We start from the raw sequence: 24,198 nt of genomic DNA, 5'->3' as shown, positions 1-24,198 counted from the left end.
GTTTTATATAACCGTTACTTTTCTCGGGGAAGAGTACTGCCGTCAACTTACAGCTGTGGCCATATCTCTGACCATACGGCATTCAAGATTCCTTGCATATTCTCCTCTTGGCTGTTAATGGCGATGACAGCCTGCTTGTCCGGCAGGACAATACAGAACTGTCCGTAGGCTCCATCTGCCCGGTAGGCCTGATGCGTACACATCCAAAACTGGCAGCCGTAGCCTTGTCCCCAATCCGCCGGTCCATCGTTATCGATCCGCTTCCCGGTAGCATAGTCAATCCACTCGGCCGGGATCAATTGCTTACCTTCCCACTGTCCTCTTTGCAGCATAAGCTGTCCAAAACGACTCAATTCTTCTGTATTGATCACAAGCCCAGCGCAGCCGAGTGTTCTGCCAAGCGGGGTAGTCTCCCAGTAGACATCGTGGATGCCGAGCGGTGCGAACAGGCGCGGGACGAGATAGTCTTTCACAGTTTCACCTACGGCTTCTTGTATCATAGCCGAGATCATGATGGTGTCCCCACTGCTGTACATGAACTTTTCACCTGGTACACGGTCGAGCGGCAAGGATAGATAATGCTTTACCCAATCTTTCTCGGGCAAAGTGGCTCGTTCTTCCGCCCAGAATGGCGGGTTATCATGTCCTGAAGACATACGAAGTAAATCATAAAGTGTCAGCTCACCCGGCTGCATGGAGTCATCAGTGACACCGGGTAGAGGAGGATACTCGGGAAAAAGATCCTTGAGTTTGGTATCCAGTGAGAGCTTGCCTTCTTCAATGGCCAGTCCAGCTGCCATAGCGGTAAAGGATTTGCTGATCGAATGCTGGATACGGCGGACATCTTCCGCGAAGGCTACTTTGCCCAGCAACTTTCCTTGTTGCAGGACACGGATGCCAAAAACATTCAGCCCGGATTCCCGGATCAGGGTTTCAAATGAGGTCAAGTTGAGCATAGTTTCCCTTCTTTCTGCAAATGCTTCTATAAGTGTACAACTTGATGGAGAAACAATACAAGTGGAAACGTTTCCTGAAATAGTAAAGAAAAAACGGAAATCAGGTTCTTCAAGCTCTTTACTAAGTTAACGGAATGAAATGATCCGAAGATAAAATTACATTTATTAGTTATTGACATAAATTATGATTTAAAGTGAATAAAATTCTACTGAATAATTAAATTGCTACTTTTTTGATGTTAGATATTTTTGTTGACAATCCCAAAAATGATGTTCATAATGAACAAAGAAAGCGAATACAGCTAGAGAAGAGTTTCTTATTGTTATCATGGGAAACGTTTCCCATAGATTTTAGTTGTTTTCATAACCGTGTTTTACGTTATGAGAATTTGATAACCGGAGTGGAGAGAAAGAACATGAATATTAAGGATATTGCCAAACTATCAGGTGTCGGCATAGCCACGGTCTCGCGGGTCATTAATAATACCGGCGTAGTCAGTGAGGCTACCAGGGCCAAGGTTATGGAAGTTGTTAAAGAGTACAACTACATTCCTAACGGAAATGCACGCAACTTGAAAAAGACACAATCCAATACGATTGCACTCATGGTTAAAGGGATTTCCAACCCTTTCTTCGCCAATATGATCAAGGAAGTTGAGCGCCAGGTCAACCTGCGCGGCTGTCCGCTCTTGATCCAGCATGTCGAAGACGGGGTGGACGAGATTAACACAGCCCTTCAACTGGTCAAGGAGAAGAATCTGTACGGAGTTATTTTCATGGGCGGTACTTATGACCACTCAGAAGAAAAGTTCAAGCAATTATCCATTCCATTCGTGCTTACGACCATCACAACGACGCAGGATGTTGATCCTTCGGTCTTTTCCAGTGTGGTCATTGACGATGTTCAGGAATCGTATAAGGCAACAAGTTATCTGATCTCGCTTGGTCATCGGAAAATTTGCTTCTTGGCCAGGTTCCCGTTGGTGCAGCATACGACTGGGAACAGACGCTTGCTGGGGTACATCAAGGCACTTGAGGAGCATGGTATTGAGTATGATCCCGCGCTGGTGGAGGATTGTGAATACAGTCCAAGTTCGGGGTTCACGGCAACCAAACGCCTGCTCAACAAGAAGAAGGAAATCACCGCTGTGTTCGCAGCATCGGATACGATTGCGATCGGGGCAGCCAAAGCGCTGCTGTCGCTCGGACTTTCCATCCCGAATGATGTGTCAATCATCGGCTTTGACGGCATTGAGATGGCCGAGTATTATCACCCATCCCTCGATACCATCAGCCAGCCTGGTGTGGACATGGCGAAAGCCAGCGTTGAAATTTTGTTTGATCTGATCTCGGGACAATCTGCGAACAAGCACACGGTATTCGAATCGGTGCTGGTTAAGCGCGGGTCTTGCAGAAAAATCAAATAAATCGGCGTCAGTATTGAATCAAAGGAGATAGCATATGGCACTTTTAACTGTTGAGACAGGTTCTCCTACCTTGAGAATGACGACCACAGTCAATATCATCTCACCCGTTGATGCCGGTACAGGATCAGGCGGAACGCTGTATCTGCTGCACGGCGCGGGTGACAATGCTAGCACATGGCACAGACTAACCACCGCAGAGCTGTATGCAAGCCAATATGGCTGCACGGTGATTATGCCTCAAGTGGGCAGAAGTTACTACACGGACATGGAGTACGGGCTAGATTACTTCCGCTATATTACACAGGAACTGCCCGAGTTCTGCGCGCGTCTGCTCAATCTTGAGACCGACCCGCAGAAGACGTTCATCGCTGGTTTGTCGATGGGCGGGTACGGTGCACTGAAATGTGCACTGACTTATCCGGAACGCTACAGCAAGGTCGTGTCCTTGTCTGGAGTCACTGATCTTCAGAAACGCTTGAATGATCCGCACATGGGCCCGGAGATGTCAAGGGAGATGATGGGGGTCTTTGGCAATGGGTTGCAGGTGAAGCCGGACCAAGATATCCGCGCGCTCGCGGACAAGCTGGTGAAGGATAACAGGGCGCTACCGGCCATTCTGACCTGCTGCGGCTCGGAGGATCCTTTTGCCGAGATGAACCGGGATTTCGCCTCATATATGGAGACGACACCTTATGATTTCAGATATGTTGAAACCCCCGGCACGCATGAATGGCGATTCTGGGAGCAGCATCTGAAGACAACCTTTGATTTTCTGTATAACTAAAAGTCTCAAGTAGAGTGAGGAGATGCAATTTGAAACCCGCAGCCGCATTACCGGCAAGTAAGATGAATGACAGCAAGTTTCGGCTGTTGATGAGGGAAATATGGAAGAACAGAATGGTGTATACCCTGGTGCTTCCAGGTTTGGTCTGGTTAATTCTGTTCGCATATCTTCCAATGGGCGGTTTGTCGTTGGCCTTCAAGGATTTTAAAGCTAATTTGGGAATATGGGGAAGTCCTTGGGTAGGATTTGAAAATTTCAAATATGTATTCCGGGACCCGGCGTTTGCTAATGCAGTCTGGCGCACACTCGCCATTAACATCGGCAAGCTGATCATTCAATTCCCGTTCCCGATTATCCTGGCACTTCTGATTAACGAACTGCGCATGACCCGTTATAAGAAAGCGCTACAGACTGTATTTACCTTCCCGAACTTCTTGTCCTGGATCGTTGTGTCCGGTGTGGTCATCAACGTTCTTTCTTATGATGGTCTGGTGAACAGCCTCATTAAATTACTCGGTGGAACAGGCATTAACTTCCTGGGTTCCGAGAAATTGTTCGTACCGATGTTGTATCTGGCAGATATTTGGAAATCAGCCGGATGGGGAGCGATTATCTTCCTGGCTGCGATTTCCGGGATTGATACGGATCAATATGAAGCCGCTCAGATTGATGGAGCTACACGTCTGCAACAAATTTTCAAAGTTACGATTCCGAACATTTTGCCGACCATTACCATTATGTTCATTCTATCTGTAGGTGGTCTGATGTCTTCCGGATTTGACCAAATCTTCAATATGGCAAATGCGGCGACTAAGAATGTCTCGGAAGTGCTGGATGTGTACATCTACCGGATTACGTTCCAGTCCGCTACGGACTTCTCGTTCTCCACCGCAGTCAGTCTGTTCCGTTCGATTGTCAACATGATATTACTGCTTCTGGCTGACAGAGCTGCCAAGCTTATGGGCGGCGACGGTTTATTCCGGTAAGAAAGGAGAGCTAAACAAATGAGCAAGAAATCCAAGGCCAAGGTAGGCAGTCAGAAGATGACGACAATGGATTATGTCATTTTCGCAATTCTGACTGTAGGTGCTTTAGCCATTCTGATTCCATTTTGGAATGTAATCATGATTTCCTTTTCCACGCAAAAGGAATATGCCGACAATCCATTGATGCTATTCCCGAAACACCCGACACTGGAGTCGTATAGAGCGCTCTTCGCGGAAGGTCTCATCGGGACAGGTTATCTGAATACAATGAAGATTCTTGTACTAGGTCTGCCGTTGAGCTTGTTCTTGACGACAAGCATGGGCTACGGCCTCAGCAGAAGCAAGTTTCCAGGTAAAAAACTGATCTTCATGCTTGTCCTGTTCACGATGATCTTCAACGGCGGGATTGTACCGCTCTATCTCATCATGAAGGACTTGCACCTGACAGGTACACTATGGTCCGTCATTTTGGCGGGAAGCTTCAGTGCCTTCAACCTGATTCTGATGTCCAACTATTTCAGCGGCCTGCCTGAATCCTTGATGGAATCGGCACGGATCGACGGAGCTGGAGAATGGAAGATTCTCTTTAGAGTCGTACTGCCATTGTCGGCACCAATCGTAGCTACAATCACGCTGTTCTATGGTGTAGCTTTCTGGAATGGCTGGTATGAAGCAATGATCTTCCTGCGAAAAGCCGACCAGATGCCATTGCAGAATGTGCTGCGATCTATCATTACGGAGGCACAGGTCAACGCTGCTAATGCCAGCAGCTTAGGTGCTGCCGGCAAGCAGTCCTTCTCCATGGGTATGAAAATGGCGGCGGTATTCGTAACCATGGTTCCGATCATGTGTTTCTTCCCGCTGCTACAGAAGCATTTTGCTAAAGGGGTATTAACAGGGGCTATCAAGACCTAGTTTATACATGAGTAACATCAAGAGACAGATAGTCACACAAAACAGGAGGTCTATCATGAACACATTCAAAAGAAAGTCAGTCAGAACGATTTTGGCAGCTGTATTGGGCACTTCCATGGTCTTGCTGGCAGCATGCTCGAACTCGGGTAACAATGGAGCTGAAGCAGGCAACTCCGATTACGGAAATCCTACAGATGGGTACAAAAATAATCTGAATATCTCCATTGCCAGCACGATCAAGACAGCGAACTCTGATTTCGATAACGAATTTCATAAATATTTTACCGATAAATTCAACATCAAATGGGATTACAACTACGTAGAGTGGGATTCTTGGGCAGAGAAGCTGCGCCTGTGGATCAACTCTGGCGATCTGCCGGACGTAGCGAGCTGGAACTATGTTCACGGCGATGCCCTTAATTACATTGATCAAGGTCTGCTGTACAAACTTCCGGATAACTGGAAAGAGCGTTGGCCAAGCGTAGCAGCAGCTTACAAGCTGACTGGACTTGGTGACAAGCTGGAAGAATTGGTCGGCGGTACTTATGTTCTGCCAAGACCGGTATACAACGAGAACAAGCCGGCTGATCCGCTTGTGAACCAAATTGGCGTTATCGCCCTTCGTTCCGACTGGGCCAAGGCAGTAGGTTTCCCGATAAAGGATGCTTACACTACAAGTGAACTGATGGAATTTGCAAGACTGCTTAAAGAGAAAGATCCAGGCAAGGTTGGGGCGAATCTGGTTCCTATCTCCTATGATGTCAACGATGCACTGACCAACATTATTATGGCTAACAGCGCACATTCCCGTGTGGAATCTGCCTTCTACAAAGATGCGGATGGCAAATACCAATGGGGACCTGCCAACCAAGAAACGCTGACAGGCTTAAAGGATCTGCAACAAGCGTATAAAGAAGGCCTGCTGCACCCAGAGTTTTACACTTGGAAGAACGGAGAAGCTAACCAAAAGTTCAATGTTAACGGTGTATCCGGGATTACTAGTCTTGGAGGTTTGGCTTCCTACAGAAAAGACATGGATCAAAGACTGAAGGATAACCTCGGCTTGAACAGCGATGATGTCGTGCATACCGCTATCGTACTTGGTGATGACGGTAAATATCGCAACCTGGAGCAAGTTAACTTCTGGTCTGCTGTAATCTTCTCGCCAAACATCAGCAAAGAGAAATTCGAGCGCATCATGGACTTCATGGAATACACAACAGCCAAAGAAGGCAACTTGATTGTTAACATGGGCTTTGAAGGAAAAGACTGGAAGTATGGTGACAATCAGGAGCTAGTGAGCCTTCTTCCTGAAGGACAAACACTGGATAAGAAATATCCAAACCGTTTTGAAGGACTGTATGTCCTGGCGGATGACTTCAGCATTGTGAATCCTGGCATCAAGAAAGAATACCGTGAGCGTTCAGTGCAATTGTTCAAAGAAAAAGCTGAACTTGGAATGAAAGACAAATCACTTGCTGATTACGATTGGGACTTCCAGCTGTATGATTCCAAAGCCAAGAACCAGGCGTCCTTCGACTATGCTACCGAATATACGAACCTGATTCTGCAACCAGGTGATCTTGAAAAGAACTGGAAAGATTGGGTTAACAGCAAAATGTCACTTGTACAACCTGTTCTTGATGAATTGAACAACTTGAAAAAGTAATTCCTGCCCCATGCGCGGAGGAACCAAGCGTGGTTAGTATCTTTAATTAATCGTGCGGACGGGAAAGTGTTGATTCCCGTCTTCCCGGGCTCGCCCGGGCCGAACCGCTACAGAACCCGGGTGCGAATTGCTGCACCCGGGTTCTTCCATTAGACATTATATATAGAAATCATACAACGGGGGATTTGAAATGGACGATCGGCAACTGGTCATCTTGTTAAATCAGATGACACTTGAGGAGAAGATTGCTCAATTACAACAGCTAGCCGCTAACTTCTATGAAGGGGCGGAGAGCGGAGGGCAGATTACTGGCCCGATGGAAGCAATGGGCATGACGGATCAAATGATAGAGAGCAGTGGTTCTGTGCTTGGTCTGGCAGGGGCGGAGCAAGTGATTGCCGTGCAGAAAGCTCATCTGCGTAAGAACAGACTGGGCATTCCGCTGCTGATGATGGCTGATATCGTTCACGGCTTCAAGACTATTTTCCCGGTGCCACTAGCTATTGGCTGTTCCTGGGATTTGGAAGAAGCGGAGCGCAGCGCAGCTGTTGCTGCTAAGGAAGCTGCGGTCTCGGGGGTACATGTGACCTATGCGCCGATGGCTGACCTGGTGCGTGACCCGCGCTGGGGAAGAGTGATGGAGTCCACGGGAGAGGACCCGCATCTGAATAGTCTGTTCGCCCGCGCGTTTGTGCGCGGCTTTCAGGGTAGCGATCTGGCAGGAGATAAGGACCGTGTGGCGGCTTGCATTAAGCATTTTGCCGCTTATGGACTCTCTGAAGCTGGGCGTGATTACAATTCGGTAGATTTGTCTGAACGCCATATGCGTGAATATTATTTGCCAGCCTACCGTGCGGCGCTGGATGAAGGCTGTGAAATGGTGATGACCTCGTTCAATACCATTGACGGGATTCCGGCCAGCGGAAATGTGAAGTTGATGCGCGAACTGCTGCGTGAAGAATGGGGCTTTGACGGGATCCTGATCTCCGATTGGGGCGCAGTGAAGGAACTGATCCCGCATGGTGTTGCTGAGGATGAAGCCGAGGCAGCTCTGAAGGCTATACGCGCCGGCGTGGATATTGAAATGATGACGGCTTGTTATGTACACCAATTGCCTGCTCTTGTGCGGGACGGCCTGGTGGATGAGAAGTTGATTGATGAGTCTGTACTGCGCATTCTGAAGCTGAAGCAGAAGCTGGGATTGTTCGAGAATCCTTATCGTGCTGCTGATCCAGAGGCTGAGCGTGAGATTGTGTTCTGTGAGGAGCACCGTACAGCCGCACGTGAGCTGGCTGTTAAATCCAGTGTGCTCTTGAAGAATGATGGGGTGTTGCCTCTCTCTGGAGACCAGAAGGTGGCCCTGATTGGTCCATTCGCCCGCAGCGGTGACATTCTTGGTCCATGGTCCTGGACGGGCTCCATGGAGGATGCCGTCAAGCTGGAAGCAGCAATGACCGCACGGGTTGGCGCGGATCATATTACCGTAGCTGAAGGCTCAGGCATAGAGACTATGACTGAAGAGCAATGGCAGGAGGCGGAAGCCGCTGCGCTGGCTGCAGATGTTATCGTGCTGGCACTCGGGGAAAGCTCCGAAATGAGCGGTGAAGCAGGCAGCCGTGCCGATATCCGTTTGCCGGAAGCACAAAGAGAATTGCTGCTTCGCCTGAAGGCACTAGACAAGCCAATCGCTGTCGTGCTATTCAATGGCCGTCCGCTGGATCTCGGCGGTGTGTATGAGACTGCAGACGCTATCTTGGAAGCCTGGTTCCCGGGCAGTGAAGGAGGCGCGGCAATTACAAGCTTGCTCTACGGCGATGAGAACCCTTCAGGACGGCTCAGTATGTCCTTCCCGGTATCGGTGGGGCAAATCCCGGTATACTATAACCATTTCAACACAGGTCGTCCTGTGGATTCGCCGGATGCGGATGGACGTTATGTCTCGCAATATCTCGATATTCCGAATGAACCACTGCTGCCGTTTGGCTATGGTCTTAGTTATACAACCTTTACTTATAGCGAACCGGTCGTATCCTCAGGGATCATGTCCCAGGATCAGCCCCTTAAGGTGTCGGTGACTGTCACTAATACCGGAACTGTTGCTGGCCAAGACATTGTTCAGCTTTACATTAGAGATATTTCAGGCGAAGTAGTAAGACCTGTTAAGGAACTGAAGGACTTTGCCAAAGTTAGTCTCCTGCCTGGAGAGAGCAGAGAGGTTCACTTCACACTTACAGAAGAACAGCTTCGCTATCACCATAGTGATCTCAGCTTTGTTAGTGATCCGGGACAATTCCAATTGTTCGTCGGTCCAAACAGCCGAGATGTGAAAAGCCACAGCTTCCGCCTGGAGAAGGCTGCAGTAGAAAATATACGGCATGTGCTGTCGTAAAGGATAGGAGTGATCAGGAATGACAACTAACAACACGAACATCTCCCTGAGTACTGGAGAACTGTCGTTTACTTTTCTGAATAGCGGGGATGTATTTAAAGCTTCATACGGACGGACGATGATCAACCAGCTTTTATCAAACTTGCTGGATGGCTCGCTGTCCAACCTCTACCTGCGTTTGCACAGTAACGAGGGTATTCAAGCTTTTCCATTGCTTGGCATCCGTTCTTCCAGCACGGTTCGTCAGGACGGCAACCGTGTAGTTTGGGAAGGCCAAGCCGGACATGTGGAATATCAAGTGGTCTTTACCCTGGGTTCGGACAGTATCTGGTTCTGGGATGTAAAACTGACAGGTAGCGATGTTGAGGTTGATCTGGTGTACGGCCAGGATGTCGGTATTGCCGATATCGGCGCGGTTCGTAGCAATGAAGCTTATTTGTCGCAATATATTGACCATGCGGTATTCGAAGATAGCACTAAAGGTTACGTTGTTTGCTCCAGACAAAACCAGCCGCAAGGCGGGAAATTCCCGTATCTACAGCAAGGTTCTCTAACCGGAGCGACCGGATTCTCGACGGACGGATTCCAATTCTTCGGCCTGTCCTATAAGGAGACGAATGAACCGGAATCTTTAAGCCGTGAGAAACTGGCGAATGAAGTATATCAATATGAGTTTGCCTATACGGCGCTGCAATCTGCACGGGTGAAGCTGGACGGTAATGCCCGCTTTGTCTTCTACGGTTTGTTCAAGGAGAATCACCAGGATGCAGTGACTGGACTGGAATTCGAAGATGAGATCACTGTCGCATGGAATACGGTAAAAGATGCCGAAGTCCAAGGTGGAGCAGTGGCTGAACGTCCTGCCTTAACGTCTGAGCTAGGAGCGCCCCTGGCTGCTCTGTCGTTGACTACGGAAGAAATCAACGCCTTGTATCCGGTTCGCCATCAAGAAGAGTGGGAGGGGGATACGCTATTGTCCTTCTTCACGGATACTTATGAGCATGTAGTCTTGAAGGAAAAAGAACTGCTCGTAGAGCGTCCGCATGGTCATATTCTGATGAGCGGCGACAATGCCCGTCTCAACGACAAGGTCATTACTACTACTTCTTATATGTACGGGATTTTCAATTCCCAGGTCGTTATCGGCAACACGAATTTCAACAAGCTGATGACCAATCCTAGAAATGCGCTGAATATTGCTAAAACATCAGGTCAGCGGATTTATGTACAAATCGATGGGCAGTACAGACTGTTGACTATGCCGTCCCTGTTCGAGATCGGTTTCAACTATGCCCGTTGGCATTACAAGACCGAGAATGAGGTCTTCATCATTACGAACTACACGACAGCGAATGAACCTGAGCTGTTGCTGAATGTTCGGGCAGAGAGCGGTACAGCCTATCGTTATTTGGTAACGAATCAGATTACAATGAATGTTAACGAATATGAACTGGCTTACAAAGTGAAGCAGGAGAATGGAAGTATCATCTTCCAGGCTGACAGCGAATCGCTAAGCTCTGACGTATATCCTGAGCTGCAGTACCGTTTCCAATTGCAAGGTGCTGAGCTGTCGTTGACCGATGAGTCCAAGCTGGTTAGCGGTGTTGCTCCTGAGAAGGCACCATTAGCTGTTTTGGAACTGTCGTCTAGTGCAGAATGGACCCTGAGTATTCAAGGTTTGCTGGACGGACAAGTCCTACCTGAACGTCAAACAACAGTGGAAACAGAAATTGCTTCCTATCGTGAATTCTATACCGGTGTTATGAACGGGTTCCATCTGAGCAATAAAAACGGAGAAGAAGGCGAACTGTTCAAAGTGAACGCGCTTGCTTGGTGGTACACGCATAATATGCTGGTTCACTATTCCGTTCCGCATGGTCTGGAGCAATACGGCGGCGCGGCATGGGGAACACGTGACGTCTGCCAAGGACCGGTTGAATATTTCATGGCTACGCACAAGTATGAGCAAGTTCGTGAGATCATCTTGACCATCTTCGCTCACCAATATGAGGATGATGGCAACTGGCCGCAATGGTTCATGTTCGATAAGTATACGAAGATTCAACAGGAAGAGAGCCATGGCGATATTATCGTTTGGCCGCTCAAAGTATTGGGAGATTACCTGGCGGTTACCCGTGATTATGGAATCCTGCAGGAGCAGCTTCCATACACCCGCAAGCATAGCTTCGACTTCACGGAGGAGACTGAAAGCTTGCTGGATCATGCGCGCAAAGAAATCGGTTATATCCAAAGCCATTTCCTGCATGACACCCATCTATCCTCCTACGGCGACGGGGACTGGGATGATACGTTGCAGCCTGCGAACCCGCAGCTCAAGCAATACATGGTGAGCAGCTGGACGGTTGCTCTGACCTATCAGACGCTGAACCGCTTCTCCAAAGTGCTGGAGACAGTTGATGCAGGTATTGCACAGGAACTTGGCAAGTTGGCTGAAGGCATCCGTGAAGATTTCAACACGCATATGCTGCAATCCGAAGTTATCCCTGGCTTCCTCTACATGGAAGACCCGGAACAAGTGAAGCTGATGGTGCATCCTAGTGACACCGAAACAGGGATTCAATATCGTCTCCTGCCGATGACTCGCAGCATGATCAGTGAATTGTTGACGCCTGAACAGGCTGAAGCGCATTATGCGGTGATTCAGGATAAATTGTTCTGTCCTGACGGCGTGCGGTTGATGAACCGTCCGGCTCAATATGTCGGCGGAGTTAGTAAGCACTTCAAACGTGCAGAGCAGGCTTCGAACTTCGGCCGCGAAATCGGACTTCAATATGTGCATGCACATATCCGTTACGTGGAAGCGATGGCTAAGCTGGGCAAGAATGATCAGGTCTGGAGTGGACTGGCTGCCATCAACCCGATTGGTATCCGTGATGTAGTACCAAATGCTGAATTGCGCCAAGCGAATTCTTACTTCAGCAGCTCGGACGGTAAATTCAATACTCGTTATGAAGCGCAAGAAGGCTTTGACAAGCTGCGTACCGGTGAGGTTCCGGTAAAAGGCGGCTGGAGAATCTACTCCAGCGGTCCTGGGATCTATATGAACCAGCTGATCTCCAACGCGCTTGGTATTCGCCAAGAGGGCGGGGATCTGATCCTCGATCCGATCCTGCCGGAGTCACTTGACGGCATGAAGTTTACTTTTGAATACGCTGGAGCCAAAGTGGACTTCATCTATCATCTGACAGGTGGAGATATTTCGCGGGTTACCGTGAACGGCAACGATGTTGCTACCAAAGACAACCACAACCGCTACCGCAGCGGCGGTGTCCGCATCGATCGTAAAGACTATGACCAGTTCAGCAAAGCTGAGGGCAACGTCGTAGAGATCTACCTGTAAAAAGCGTTCTATAGTGCGATTAACGGCATTTTCGTACCTTAAATCATCTACAGCTAGGGGGGAGTGGGAATTAAGTGCAATATTGTACCTTAAATTTTCTAAAATAGCCCATTTAGTGTGCTTTTTCGAAAAATAAGATACAATTATGACCTTATTTCCCTCATTTACCTATATTGAAGAAAAATAAGGTACAAAAATGCTGTTAGTTGGGGAGGGAGCCTTCTTTTCACTGTAAAGACGACTGGTGAAGGGGAATATAGCACTTCTAGTGGTTGAAATCTGTCGACAGACAGTCTATGAACCGGTGCTAGCTCTCCTATGAAAAGCATCCAGGCGAGAGCTATGTGCCTGTAGTTCCAAACGTCCCTGTTCGCTCAGCTTCGCTTTTGTTAATTTCTTTTGTTTGACTTATATATAACTAAAAAAGAGGCGATTCCTGGCTGACCAGCCGGAATTGCCTCTTTTTTGTTCATCTATATAAATTAGAAAACTAAGTTAGATCAAAGTTTGTTGGGAATACATCTTCGAATCGATCTTGCTTTTCATATGTATTATCCAAAGTCTCTGCGATAAGATCGGGATTTCCAGCCGTCCGGATTGTATAAAGGTTCTAATTGAGAGGCGTGCTACAAATATGCCTTACGAATCATGTTCTTGCCGCTGAAGCCGGGGATGACATTGGGTTAATCAGAATTTGAGGGGTGCTCTGAAGGATCCATCAATAGCTCGTTCGGGTTATTTTTATGATGTTCACGTAGTTGTCGGAAAGAGTTGATCCTTTCTTGAACGTTTAAAGACGAAGTCGTGACCTTAATTGAATTGCTTCAAACCGAAGATATAATAATTTTAAATATCAGGAATCGTAATACGGGATGCAGGGAAGCTTTTTGTCTATCTTGTGAAAAAAATCTCTATTAGTTCATTACGAGTTCAAAAAAGGGTTTATGAATGAAATAGAACGGAGACGCTGAGTAGCATAATTCTGATATTTATAATTCGAACAGACCTTGAGAGGAGGCATTAGCCTATGGGAGTAGATACGGTATTTTGGAGTAAGCTGGTTACAGGGATGACCCTGGGATTTCATGCTATTTTCGCAACACTTGGCGTCGGTATACCGCTGATGATTGCCATTGCCGAGTTCATCGGTGTCCGCAAGCAAGATCCTCACTATACACTGATGGCCAAGAGGTGGTCACGAGGATTTGTAATTTCCGTAGCAGTCGGTGTTGTGACAGGCACCGCAATTTCATTACAGCTAGCTTTAGTTTGGCCTAATTTTATGAAAATGGCGGGTAATGTCATCGCGCTTCCGTTATTTTTAGAAGTGTTTGCGTTCTTTTTTGAGGCTATTTTTCTAGGAATCTATTTGTATACATGGGACCGGTTCAAAAATCCGTATATTCATTGTCTGCTGATGATACCTATTGTCTTGGGAGCCGGGATGTCGGCGGTGTTTATCACAACGGTCAATGGATTTATGAATCAGCCTCAAGGCTTTGTAATGAATGCCGGGCAATTCACAGCCGTTAATCCGTTACAGGCCATGCTGAATGCTGCAACCTTCTCCAAGGTGTTTCATGTATTAAGCTCCGCTTATTTGACAGGAGCCGCCCTCTTGGCCGGTGTTGCAGCTATAACCATGCTGAGAAAAGGCGTTACGCCTTACCACAAAAAAGCCTTGAAACTTATGATGGGGGTAGTTTTGCTGTTCAGCTTGCTCAATACGCTGGCAGGGGATGTCTCTGCTAAATTTTTGGCTGAGCATCAGCCGGAAAAGCTCGCTGCCGGGGAATGGCATTTTAAAACGGAAAAGGGCGCAGATTTGATTTTACTCGGCTTCCTTAACGCTGAGCATGAAGTCATAGGTGCACTCCATCTCCCGAAAATTCTCAGCTTCCTGGCTTTTGGAGACTTTAATGCAACAGTCACAGGACTTGATCAAATCCCCAAAGAGGAATGGCCTCCGCTGCTCATTCATTACTTCTTTGATGCGATGGCTGGAATTGGATTTGCACTACTTGCTATTTCCCTGCTTTATTTCCTCTTTGTATTCTGGAAAAAGCGTAATGAGTTCAACAAGTGGCTGCTTCGAATCATCGTCCTGGGTGCACTGCTCGCTTTTATGGGCGTCGAATTAGGCTGGTTCTATGCTGAGATGGGGCGGCAGCCCTGGATCATCAGGGGATATATGCGTGTAGATGAAGCAGCAACCTCTTCCCCTAATGTGCGGATTTTATTTTTCTTCTTCCTGCTTCTTTACATCGTACTGGGGATTATGTGTGTTCTTGTGTTAAGACGCTTGTTTAACAATAATCCGGCAGAAGTCGAGATGGAAAAGTGGGCGAAGGATAAGCGCAATCTCACTACAGAAGAAGGGGAGCACACGTAATGAATTATGAATTGATTGGCATCTCGGTGCTCTGGCTGTTCTTGTATGGCTATTTAATAGTAGCTTCTATTGATTTTGGCGCAGGCTTCTTTGCTTTCTATGCTCGCCTGACCAAGCAGGACCACTTGATTAATCGTCTGATTTCACGTTATTTATCCCCTGTCTGGGAGATTACGAATGTCTTCTTTATCTTTTTCTATATTGGTATGGTCGGTTTTTTCCCTGATACGGCCTACTACTACGGTTCTGCGTTGCTTGTTCCGGGAAGCATTGCTGTGATTCTGCTTGCTATTCGCGGATCATTTTATGCTTTTGAGAACTATGGGGCCAAGAGCAGCATCGTGTATTTATTTCTATACGGAGCTTCCGGCTTGCTTATTCCGGCCTCCTTATCGGTAGCGCTGACCTTATCTGAGGGCGGATTTATTGTAAAAGAGCAGGGTAGCGTTGCGCTTGATTACTGGGCGTTGTTTTCAAGCCCGTTATCCTGGAGCATCGTTGGACTGGCGATAGTTTCTGTCTTGTTCATCAGCAGTGCATTTTTGACCTTTTATGCCTCCCGTGCGGAGGATACCGGTGCCTTGAAGCTGATGCGGAGCTATGCTCTGTTTTGGAGTACACCGACCATTGTTATTGCACTGACTGCTTTTATTTACCTTGGCCAGCACAATTCGCGTCATTTTCAAAACATGATGGATCTATGGTGGCTGCTGGCGATTTCCGTTGGATTCTTTATGACGGCAATGTGGCTGCTGTACAATGGGCGCCGCTACGGATTGGCATTTATATGTGTCATGCTGCAATTCTTCAGCGCTTTCTTTGCATACGGTATTGGGCAGTATCCCTATATCATTGATCCTTACATTACGATCCAGAACAGTGCCACTTCGCCGGCTATGGGTCTCGCCTTAATTATTGTCTTTGTCGGAGGGCTATGTCTGCTGATCCCTTCACTTATTCTAGTGTTCAGACTTTTCCTCTTTGATGCGGATTATGTAAAGGGGAAACATTAAAGGAGGGGAAGGAACGTGAAGAGGAAAACAAGTCTGATATCTCAGCAAATGTCTGTGCAAAGGAATCGCCTCGCTATCCTCGCAGTTCTCTCTCTAGGGCTTGGGATAGCTATTGTGGGCCAGGCTGCACTGTTAGCGAATGCAGTTCAACGGATCTTTGTCCAAGGAGAAACACTTTCATCAGTGGTTGCTCTGCTAGGAATGCTGTTGGCTGTTATGGCTGCACGGAGTCTTTTATCCTATGGAAACGGAAGGATCGGATTGAACATGGCTGCTACTGCGAAAAGAAATATGCGGGCAGCGCTGCTGCAGAATATGATTCACGCCTCCATTCCTTCTGCTATTCGTGGACAAGCAGGGGAGAAGGTGAGTATTGCACTGGATGCCGTGGATGAGGCTGACAGCTATTTCAGCCAATATATGCCCCGTATGATCGAAGTTTCTATGATTCCGGTGCTTATTTTAATAGTTGTGTTTACCCAGCATGCCAATTCCGGCTTTATCATGTTGTGCACAGCGCCTTTTATCCCTCTATTCATGATTCTGGCGGGACTAAAGACCAAGAATAAATCTGAGGAGAAATATGCCCAGCTCGCCGAGTTCTCAGGTGCGTTTCTCAACGCGGTTCGAGGACTGGTGACGTTGAAAATATTCGGGCAGGCCCGGCGCCAGCAGCAAGAAATTGAACGCAGCAGTATGGGGTACCGGGATGCGACGATGAGTATTTTGAGAATTGCGTTTACGAACACATTTATGCTGGAGACCATCGTGATGCTAAGCATTGGTATTGTTGCCCTGGAGCTGGCGATCCAATTGCTTATTTATAAATCGATTACTTTTCATACAGCCTTTTTGATCCTGCTTCTTGTTCCTGAATACTATAGTCTTTTCAAAAATACAGGAACAGCCTTTCATAGCGGACGCACAAGCATGGGCGCGATCCGGAAGGTTGAACAGATGATAGTTGAAACGAATGGAGAAAGTCAGGGACCGAAAGAAGAAGAGGAAGGAACAAGGAATGCTGAATTCCATTTGGATACCATTGTCATGCCTCCGTCCATCAAGCTGGATAACGTTACTTTCCGCTATCTTCCCGATTCGTTTGAACTTCACACACCATCTATAACGATTGGACAAGGCCAGAACGTGGCGATTGTGGGCAAAAGCGGCTCAGGTAAAACGACTCTGCTTCATCTTATTGCCGGCCTACTCAGACCAGATTCCGGTGAGGTTCTGGTGAACGGCAATCTGAATTCGCAATTTGCAGAATCCGAGTGGTTCGAACGAATGAGCTATATTACGCAGCACCCGTATATTTTTGCCGGTACACTCGCTGAGAATATTGCCATAGGTACGGGCCGGAATGTGTCCAGAGCAGAAGTCGAGCAGGCAGCATCAGAGGCTGGGCTTGCTGACCTCGCCGCCCAGTTGGAGCATGGCTATGATACCTTGGTTGGTGAAGGCGGGAGAGGATTGTCCGGGGGCGAGCAGCAGCGTCTGGCTCTGGCGCGTGCCTTTCTGAAGCGGCCGTCTCTGATCCTGTTCGATGAACCAACGGTAGGTTTGGATCTGTACACGGAGCGTATTCTGCAGAAGTCCTTAAGTACACTGGCCCAAAGGGCGACAATGATCACGGTGGCGCATCGGCTATATACCATACAGCATGCTGACAACATTCTATTTATGGATAATGGCGTATTAGTAGGTTCGGGCCGGCATGACGAGCTTCTGAAGACTCTACCTCAGTATGCCGAGATGATCCATGTTCAAAGAGAAGGGGGATTGGCATGAACGATCTGGCTATTCTGTCCAAAGCGATGATACAGGAGCGAAAAGATATTGTTATTGCCATTCTCGGCGGATTTATTGCAGGCATTGCCGGAGTGTTTCTTTTTTCCACAAGCGGCTATCTGATCTCCCAGACTGTATTCATGCCGCCCCTGTATACCTTGATTGTATTGACATCGCTGGTTAAAATGCTTGGTTTGCTCCGTGCAGGGAGCCGTTATGGAGAGCGCCTGTATTCCCATCGCGCGACATTCTCCATGCTAAGCCGGTTGCGGACTACCTTCTTTGCCAAGCTCATTCCCTTAACACCAGGTGTATTGAATAAAAAGCGCAGCGGAGACCTGCTTGCCCAGATCGTTGGGGATGTGGAGAGCCTACAGTTTTATTTTTTACGTGTTGCCTATCCGCCGGTTATTGTCGTGATGGTTTTTTTGGCAACGATCCTGTTTACATCGGTATTCTCCATCTGGATTGCAGCGTTATTCGTGCTTGGGATGCTCGTCATAGCCTTTGTTGTTCCTGCCATAGTTCTAATCGGCCAGCGAAAAATAGTGGGTCATGTGCGCGGGCAGCGAGCAGCACTGTCAACAGAGTTTACCGAGGTTCTGTATGGTTTTCGTGAATTAAAAGTATATGGTCAATTGAAGCAGCGGGAACAACAGCTTCAGGATATTTCAGCAGATTTAGCGGCCGGGCAACGGCGAGAAGCGGGTCATTTGCTCCTAGGCCAATCCCTGCATACCTTTGTTACGTTTTTAATTTCCTGGGGCGTACTGGTGCTTGGTGCTAGTCTGATCATGAAGGGTCAACTGGCTGGCGTGTTTCTTGCCATGCTGGTCATGGCTTCACTCACCGTATTTGAAGAAGCTGCGGCAATGGCTACACTGCCTGCATACAAGCAGGATAGTGAACATGCTGCCAATAGACTTACAGAAACGGTTCAAGCCGCTAATGAGGAATCTTCACCTTCAGGTGGTCTGCTCTCTGTTCAACAAGGTGTCTCGGTTAAGCTATCAGATGTTGCGTTTCAATATGAAGGGGAATGGCGTCCTGCGTTAAAGAATATTTCGCTGGAACTTCCGCCAGGCTCCAAGACGGCAATTGTCGGGCCGAGCGGCTCGGGAAAATCAACGATTGTTGATCTGCTGCTGGGGCTGCGTAAACCAACTGAAGGGGAAATCCGGATAAATGATATGTTGCTCGAAGATCTGAACGAAACCAGCATTTGGGCCGCGGCAAATGTAGTTTTACAACATAATCATTTTTTCCGGGGAACCATTAGAGAGAACCTGCTGCTCCAAGGCGAAGATTATTCTGATGAAGTGTTGACTGAGACTCTGGGTAAGGCCGGGCTTCCAAATAAATCGTTAAATGATGTGGTATACGAGAATGGTGAGAACTTGTCCGACGGAGAGAAACAGCGTCTGGCTATTGCACGAGTAATGCTTCGGAAAGGCAAACTGTGGATATTGGATGAACCTACTTCGTCTCTGGATTATGTCACAGAACAGCGTGTTTTCGGGCATATTTACGAGCAGGCGGCTGAAGATACAATTCTGTTGATTTGCCATCGGCTTATCGGTCTGGACCAAATGGATCAAATCGTAGTGGTGGATCAGGGGAGGATTGTAGAAAGAGGTTCCTACTCAGAGCTGATGGAGCAAAAAGGTTACTTCTATGAGATGAAGCAGATTGAGCGGCAGATGGTTGGAGAAGATCGGGCATAAAGTTTCGCTGTGTCGATGAAGAGCTTCGGAGGTGAATGACCTGACTCATTTTTTGAATAAAAGAATTCTGTTAATAGATGGAGATAATCGGGTACGGACATTGCTGAGAAACTATCTCGAGAAAGAGAGCTTCATTGTGGAGGAAGCTGATAGCGGTGTTCAAGCGATTCGAAAATATTATGTGCATGGAAATTTCGATTTGATCGTGCTGGATTGCGAGCTGCCGGATATCAGCGGGCTGGAAATCTGCAGATACGTTAAACATAGCGGGGACGTTCCTGTTGTTATTTTGTCTGCACGCGCCGAAGAAGGAGACCGCATTGAGGGCTTTCAGGCGGGCGCTGATGATTATGTCGTCAAGCCGTTTAGTCCAAGAGAGGTTCTATTACGTATCCAAAGTATTGTTGGTCGCATGACCGGAGCCTGCATTTCTCAAGTTAATGATTCATCAAGTGGGGAAATTTTGATTGCGGGAATTCGGATAGAGCCCAGTGCCCGCCGTATACGGGTACAAGGAAATGAAATTCACTTGACGCGCAAGGAGTACGACCTGCTGTATCTTCTAGTTACCAATCCGGAAAAAGTGTTCTCTAGAGAAGAATTGCTGAGAGAAGTATGGAAGTCGCCCGCGAAGGATATATACGATAGGCGCACAGTCGATACCCATATCAAGCGATTGCGTGAAAAGCTGACTTTCCATTACCCGGAAGGAATTGAGTTCATTCAGACCTTATGGGGACTCGGTTATATGTTCCGCTGTCCTGAGCAATCTTTGTCTTGATCAGCTAGAGGTTGACCACCACCTTGGGCCACGCACCGCGCGCCGGGAGGCGCACGCGGTGCGGAAAAACTGTTGGCTCAGCATTTATTTCTAATTCTACGGCGAACAGCCAAGCATATGTATTATCAGATTCTGGTTAGAATATATAGAACGCATTAAAATAACAAACAAAGTCTAGAAGTTATTCGTAGAGTGTAATTAACGGCATTTTTGTACCTTAAATACTCTGCAACTCAGGCTTAGTGGGAATTAAGTGCAATATTGTACCTTAAATCTTCCAGTATACCCCGTTCAGGGTGCTTTTTCGAATAATAAGCTACAAAAATGCCCTTATTTGCTTCTTTCGCCTATATTTAAGAAAAATAAGGTACGAAAATGCGCTTAAATTGGGAAGTAGAACATTTTTCATTGTTAAGACGACTGGTAAAGGGAGAAGAGGTTTGCGTCCTAAAGCCTAACTTCATCAGCTACTGCATGGAAACCGGAATAATTATCAGTATCTTAGAATAACGCCCGATCTTCTGTTTGAATCTTAGTTTCTCTTAATATAGTAAGTTAAAAAAGTCTCTGTGGTCACGTTATACTAACGCCCCAGAGACTTTTTCAGGTTATTGCTGGAAGGACTATTCTGTTTCTAACCTTTGAACTTTCTACATCCGGTTTGGCGCGGGAAGACCCAATACGTTCAGCGCATCACCCAGCGTGGCCTGGAACTTGCCGGTTAGCCAGACCCGGAATCTCATACTGTCCGCTTCTCCCTTCAGGATCGGGCAGAGCGAATAGAAGTTATTGAACAGGGTAGCCAGGGTGTGGGCATAGGTACAGATCAGGTTCGGCGCTAGACCCTGTCCAGCCTCTTGGAGGGTATCCATCCAAGCGCTCAGATGTCTCAGTAATGCTGCTTCCGCAGCTTCTGGTGAGCTCGGGAATGGCACTGGAACTCCCGGTTCTGGCAGCATCCCAGCCGTTTCTGCTTTGCTAAGCACACTTCCTGCCCGGGCAAAGGTGTACATCAGATAGACGCCGGTATTGCCGGATATTTCAGTAGCCTGCCTGAAGTCGAAGACAATCTCGGTGCCAAGATTAAAGCGCAGCAGGTAATACCGGATGGCGGCATGAGCTATGATACGGCTGGACAGCCCGCTTTTATCGGAACGGCTCTTCTGGATCGTATCCTCCATGAGGGTGATCAGGTCTGCAACCTTCACGCCAATGCCTTGACGGCCCGACATGGCATAAGAGCCTTTGCCGTCAGAGATATCAATACCCAGTTCGGCTGCGGAAGCCGGACTTAGTGAAACTACGCCATAGCTTACATGATGTAACTTATCGGCCTGCTCGTTGTAGCCGAGCACCTGCAGCGCCTGCTTCACCATTTGCTGTGGATATTCCTGCCGGTTATCAATGACATTGATGACGGCATCTGCTTTGCCATAAGGCAGGGTGTGGCCAGTCATGCCCGTCGTCCATAAACCAGCGGAAAATTCGCTGTAGGAGAAGTCTTTTTCCAATAGTCCGAATTTCCACAGATGATAGGCAATATCTTTAGCGGTATAGGTTAAAATCCCGTTGGAGCGCACCAGTACTTTGTCAGCATGGTATTCGTCACTCTCTGCGTCTCCCGTTGGCGTCTCTCCGCTGTTCTGCTTAAGCACCCAACATCCGGCAAGCTTGCCTTCAGTTTCTTGAACAAAAGCCGGAGTCTGTGACAGCCGGTCAAATGCAGCTGCCCAGAAACCTTCTCTGACAATGCTGCTTTCCCAGACGAGCAGATCATACTCAATGCCGAAGCCTTTCATCTCTTCTACATGCTCCCGCACGATCCGCTCGGCGACGAGATTACCCAGCCAGGCTGTATTTCCCCGACCTTCTTCCAAGGCATGCAGGGTGTCTGACCGTTTTGCTATCATCTCAGGCTCAAGAGCATACGCTTTGTTCACTTGAGAATAGACATCCCAACAATAATCCCCGAAGCGGACATAATCCCCTTCCAGCGGAATGTTCTGTAATCCTACCACCGTATCAGCGAGCTGGTTACCAAGATCATCCACATAGTTATGGACCTCGACCTGCTTCCCTGTTCTTCTCAGTATGCGCACCAAGGTATCCCCGATGCAGGAGTTGCGGAGATGACCGATATGTGCGGCCTTATTGGGATTAATGGAAGTATGCTCGACAACTACTTTCTCTCCTGATGACGTCGGCAGTTCGAACGAATGCTTCGCCCATTCCGGCCAGTGAATCGATAGATTAATAAAACCGGGAGCGGCAACCTCCACTTTGCTGAACAAACCTGCGGTGTTACCGTGCTGCTCAAGTTCAGCTGCAATAAGTTCAGCAATGACCATAGGCGCCTTGCGCAAAGTTTTGGCTAACTGCAGGGCAATGCTGGTGGAATAATCGCCATGCTCCAAACTGGCAGGCTGTTGGATAGGGATGGGACCACTGGAGTAGGCCACACCCAGCGTATCGCATACACTATGTACACTTTGATTCAAGCTTTCTCTGATGATGCTACTTAACATGAAAACTCCTCCTTTTAGATATAAAAAAACAGCCCTCGTCTCTAAAAAAGAGACGAGGGCTGTTAGCGCTCGCGGTACCACTCTTGTTGCCGGACCTTCGGTCCAGCCACCTCACAGGTTAACGGCCTTCTGCCGGGACTTCCTACTGTTATGTTCAGAAGTCCATCTCACGGGTGCGCTTCATTATAAGTTCCGCACCGGCTTTCACTTACCCGGCTCGCTGAGGGCTGGAATCCCATAATTACTCTCCCGATCATCGATTGTCATATTAATTTGTCTAAGTATACCCAAATTTCCCAAGAAAGCAATAGTCACTCCCCTTTTCTTATTAACGGCCCTGAAATTAAATCTTTCTCTATATCAGAAAGCATTGTTATGTACGTCCACACCGACAGTAACAATATCGAATATTACTATGTTGAGGCACTGATTTATAAATGCTAGTGATAATGATAGTGTCGCAGCTACTAAATCTATATTAAAAGGAGTTGATGCAATGAGCTTTTTATCTACAGGGCCGATAGAGAATGCGGTATCGCCGGTGAGCGGGGTAAGACCGACTCAACACGCTATTGTTAAAATCGATAACCGCAGTTCAGAGACTACCGCTTCCGTTGAGATTTACGGTTATTATCTGAACGGAGTAAGAACGGAGTATGTCTGTGAAGTACTGTCTGTGTCCCCGAACCAGGTCATTACAAGAGAATATTTTGCTGACTTTGACGGTTTCGAGTTTCTTTTTGAAACACCGGCTGATCCGCCGGACGACGATCCTGTTCAAATCTCGGTATGGGGTGTTGATGCCGAAGGGCAACTAGTAACCGCACACCGTCTTGTCTCCTCTGAATTATTGAGAGAGCCATATGGTATAACCGGTGAAACTGGTGCGACAGGTGCGACAGGTGCGACAGGTGCAACAGGTGCAACAGGTGCGACAGGTGAAACTGGTGCAACGGGAGCACAAGGAGCACCTGGAGCTACTGGAGCAACCGGAGCGACAGGTGACACTGGTGGGACAGGTCCAACCGGAGCGACAGGTGACACTGGTGCGACAGGAGCAACTGGAGCCACAGGTGACACTGGTGGGACAGGTCCAACAGGAGCGACAGGTGACGCAGGTGCGACAGGAGCAACGGGTGACGCAGGTGCGACAGGAGCAACGGGTGACGCAGGTGCGACAGGAGCAACTGGCGCGGCAGGCGAGACAGGAGCAACTGGAGCAGCGGGTGCGACCGGGGCAACGGGTGACGCAGGTGCGACAGGAGCAACAGGTGACGCAGGAGCGACAGGAGCAACTGGCGCGGCAGGCGAGACAGGAGCAACTGGAGCAGCGGGTGCGACCGGGGCAACGGGTGACGCAGGTGCGACAGGAGCAACAGGTGACGCAGGAGCGACAGGAGCAACTGGCGCGGCAGGCGAGACAGGAGCAACTGGAGCAGCGGGTGCGACCGGGGCAACGGGTGACGCTGCGACAGGAGCAACTGG

General features: G+C 48.1%; 14 protein-coding genes, 1 pseudogene and 1 other annotated feature. Of the genes and pseudogenes, 13 read left to right on the top strand and 2 right to left on the bottom strand.

Annotation, left to right across the window (positions count from 1 at the left end):
- Positions 1 to 47: 47 nt before the first annotated feature.
- A complete protein-coding gene (locus ACFRAM_RS25020) occupies positions 48 to 956 on the bottom strand; it encodes a serine hydrolase domain-containing protein (RefSeq protein ID WP_379469225.1) in 909 nt (302 codons plus the stop codon).
- 416 nt (positions 957 to 1,372) lie between these two features.
- Here ACFRAM_RS25020 and ACFRAM_RS25015 point away from each other — a divergent pair, with 416 nt between their 5' ends.
- The 12 genes from ACFRAM_RS25015 (at position 1,373) to ACFRAM_RS24960 (ending at position 20,188) form a co-directional block, all read left to right on the top strand.
- The gene (locus ACFRAM_RS25015; RefSeq protein ID WP_066376773.1) at positions 1,373 to 2,383 is read left to right on the top strand and encodes a LacI family DNA-binding transcriptional regulator; all 1,011 of its coding nucleotides are present in this window, start codon (positions 1,373 to 1,375) and stop codon (positions 2,381 to 2,383) included.
- 34 nt (positions 2,384 to 2,417) lie between these two features.
- Positions 2,418 to 3,167 (top strand): alpha/beta hydrolase, encoded by a 750-nt coding sequence (locus tag ACFRAM_RS25010; protein ID WP_379469222.1) that lies wholly within the window; start codon positions 2,418 to 2,420, stop codon positions 3,165 to 3,167.
- A gap of 29 nt (positions 3,168 to 3,196) precedes the next feature.
- Positions 3,197 to 4,153 carry an ABC transporter permease gene (locus tag ACFRAM_RS25005; protein WP_066376776.1) on the top strand — a complete coding sequence of 319 codons (957 nt, stop codon included), beginning with the start codon at positions 3,197 to 3,199 and terminating at the stop codon, positions 4,151 to 4,153.
- Positions 4,154 to 4,171: 18 nt separating this feature from the next.
- Positions 4,172 to 5,068, top strand: a complete 897-nt coding sequence (locus ACFRAM_RS25000; RefSeq protein WP_175370978.1) for a carbohydrate ABC transporter permease — start codon at positions 4,172 to 4,174, stop codon at positions 5,066 to 5,068.
- 55 nt (positions 5,069 to 5,123) lie between these two features.
- Entirely contained in the window at positions 5,124 to 6,737 is a 1,614-nt protein-coding gene (locus ACFRAM_RS24995) for an extracellular solute-binding protein (protein ID WP_379469219.1), read from the top strand.
- A gap of 190 nt (positions 6,738 to 6,927) precedes the next feature.
- Positions 6,928 to 9,126: a glycoside hydrolase family 3 N-terminal domain-containing protein gene (locus ACFRAM_RS24990; RefSeq protein ID WP_379469217.1), complete on the top strand. Its 2,199-nt coding sequence runs from the start codon at positions 6,928 to 6,930 to the stop codon at positions 9,124 to 9,126.
- Positions 9,127 to 9,145: 19 nt separating this feature from the next.
- A complete protein-coding gene (locus ACFRAM_RS24985; RefSeq protein ID WP_379469215.1) occupies positions 9,146 to 12,487 on the top strand; it encodes a GH36-type glycosyl hydrolase domain-containing protein in 3,342 nt (1,113 codons plus the stop codon).
- Between the two features lie 1,027 nt (positions 12,488 to 13,514).
- A complete protein-coding gene (locus tag ACFRAM_RS24980) occupies positions 13,515 to 14,879 on the top strand; it encodes a cytochrome ubiquinol oxidase subunit I (protein ID WP_379469212.1) in 1,365 nt (454 codons plus the stop codon).
- Positions 14,879 to 15,892, top strand: a complete 1,014-nt coding sequence (locus tag ACFRAM_RS24975) for a cytochrome d ubiquinol oxidase subunit II (protein ID WP_379469210.1) — start codon at positions 14,879 to 14,881, stop codon at positions 15,890 to 15,892. The genes ACFRAM_RS24980 and ACFRAM_RS24975 overlap by 1 nt, the downstream gene beginning before the upstream one ends.
- Before the next feature lie 15 nt (positions 15,893 to 15,907).
- Positions 15,908 to 17,683, top strand: coding sequence for a thiol reductant ABC exporter subunit CydD (cydD, locus tag ACFRAM_RS24970; protein WP_379469208.1), 1,776 nt, complete (start codon positions 15,908 to 15,910; stop codon positions 17,681 to 17,683).
- Positions 17,680 to 19,407 (top strand): thiol reductant ABC exporter subunit CydC, encoded by a 1,728-nt coding sequence (gene cydC / locus ACFRAM_RS24965; protein WP_379469206.1) that lies wholly within the window; start codon positions 17,680 to 17,682, stop codon positions 19,405 to 19,407. The genes cydD and cydC overlap by 4 nt, the downstream gene beginning before the upstream one ends.
- A gap of 31 nt (positions 19,408 to 19,438) precedes the next feature.
- Entirely contained in the window at positions 19,439 to 20,188 is a 750-nt protein-coding gene (locus ACFRAM_RS24960) for a response regulator transcription factor (protein WP_379469203.1), read from the top strand.
- A gap of 650 nt (positions 20,189 to 20,838) precedes the next feature.
- Here ACFRAM_RS24960 and ACFRAM_RS24955 read toward each other — a convergent pair.
- Entirely contained in the window at positions 20,839 to 22,713 is a 1,875-nt protein-coding gene (locus ACFRAM_RS24955; RefSeq protein ID WP_379469201.1) for an arginine--tRNA ligase, read from the bottom strand.
- 45 nt (positions 22,714 to 22,758) lie between these two features.
- Positions 22,759 to 22,979 (bottom strand) — a binding site (T-box leader).
- Between the two features lie 230 nt (positions 22,980 to 23,209).
- Here ACFRAM_RS24955 and ACFRAM_RS24950 point away from each other — a divergent pair.
- A pseudogene (locus ACFRAM_RS24950) lies at positions 23,210 to 24,198 on the top strand (collagen-like triple helix repeat-containing protein); the annotation flags it as partial.

Origin of the sequence: Paenibacillus sp. NPDC056722 (genome assembly GCF_042790635.1) — a bacterium.
GTDB classification, from domain to species: domain Bacteria; phylum Bacillota; class Bacilli; order Paenibacillales; family Paenibacillaceae; genus Paenibacillus_AQ; species Paenibacillus_AQ agri.
Note: the sequence above shows the minus strand (reverse complement) of the source record. Positions and strands in the feature narration are given on the sequence as shown.

Bases quoted from the DNA above. Each gene is read 5' to 3' on its own strand.
- ACFRAM_RS25020 (WP_379469225.1), bottom strand. From the start codon at position 956: ATGCTCAACTTGACCTCATTTGAAACCCTGATCCGGGAATCCGGGCTG.
- ACFRAM_RS25015 (WP_066376773.1), top strand. From the start codon at position 1,373: ATGAATATTAAGGATATTGCCAAACTATCAGGTGTCGGCATAGCCACG.
- ACFRAM_RS25010 (WP_379469222.1), top strand. From the start codon at position 2,418: ATGGCACTTTTAACTGTTGAGACAGGTTCTCCTACCTTGAGAATGACG.
- ACFRAM_RS25000 (WP_175370978.1), top strand. From the start codon at position 4,172: ATGAGCAAGAAATCCAAGGCCAAGGTAGGCAGTCAGAAGATGACGACA.
- ACFRAM_RS24995 (WP_379469219.1), top strand. From the start codon at position 5,124: ATGAACACATTCAAAAGAAAGTCAGTCAGAACGATTTTGGCAGCTGTA.
- ACFRAM_RS24990 (WP_379469217.1), top strand. From the start codon at position 6,928: ATGGACGATCGGCAACTGGTCATCTTGTTAAATCAGATGACACTTGAG.
- ACFRAM_RS24985 (WP_379469215.1), top strand. From the start codon at position 9,146: ATGACAACTAACAACACGAACATCTCCCTGAGTACTGGAGAACTGTCG.
- ACFRAM_RS24980 (WP_379469212.1), top strand. From the start codon at position 13,515: ATGGGAGTAGATACGGTATTTTGGAGTAAGCTGGTTACAGGGATGACC.
- ACFRAM_RS24975 (WP_379469210.1), top strand. From the start codon at position 14,879: ATGAATTATGAATTGATTGGCATCTCGGTGCTCTGGCTGTTCTTGTAT.
- cydC (WP_379469206.1), top strand. From the start codon at position 17,680: ATGAACGATCTGGCTATTCTGTCCAAAGCGATGATACAGGAGCGAAAA.
- ACFRAM_RS24955 (WP_379469201.1), bottom strand. From the start codon at position 22,713: ATGTTAAGTAGCATCATCAGAGAAAGCTTGAATCAAAGTGTACATAGT.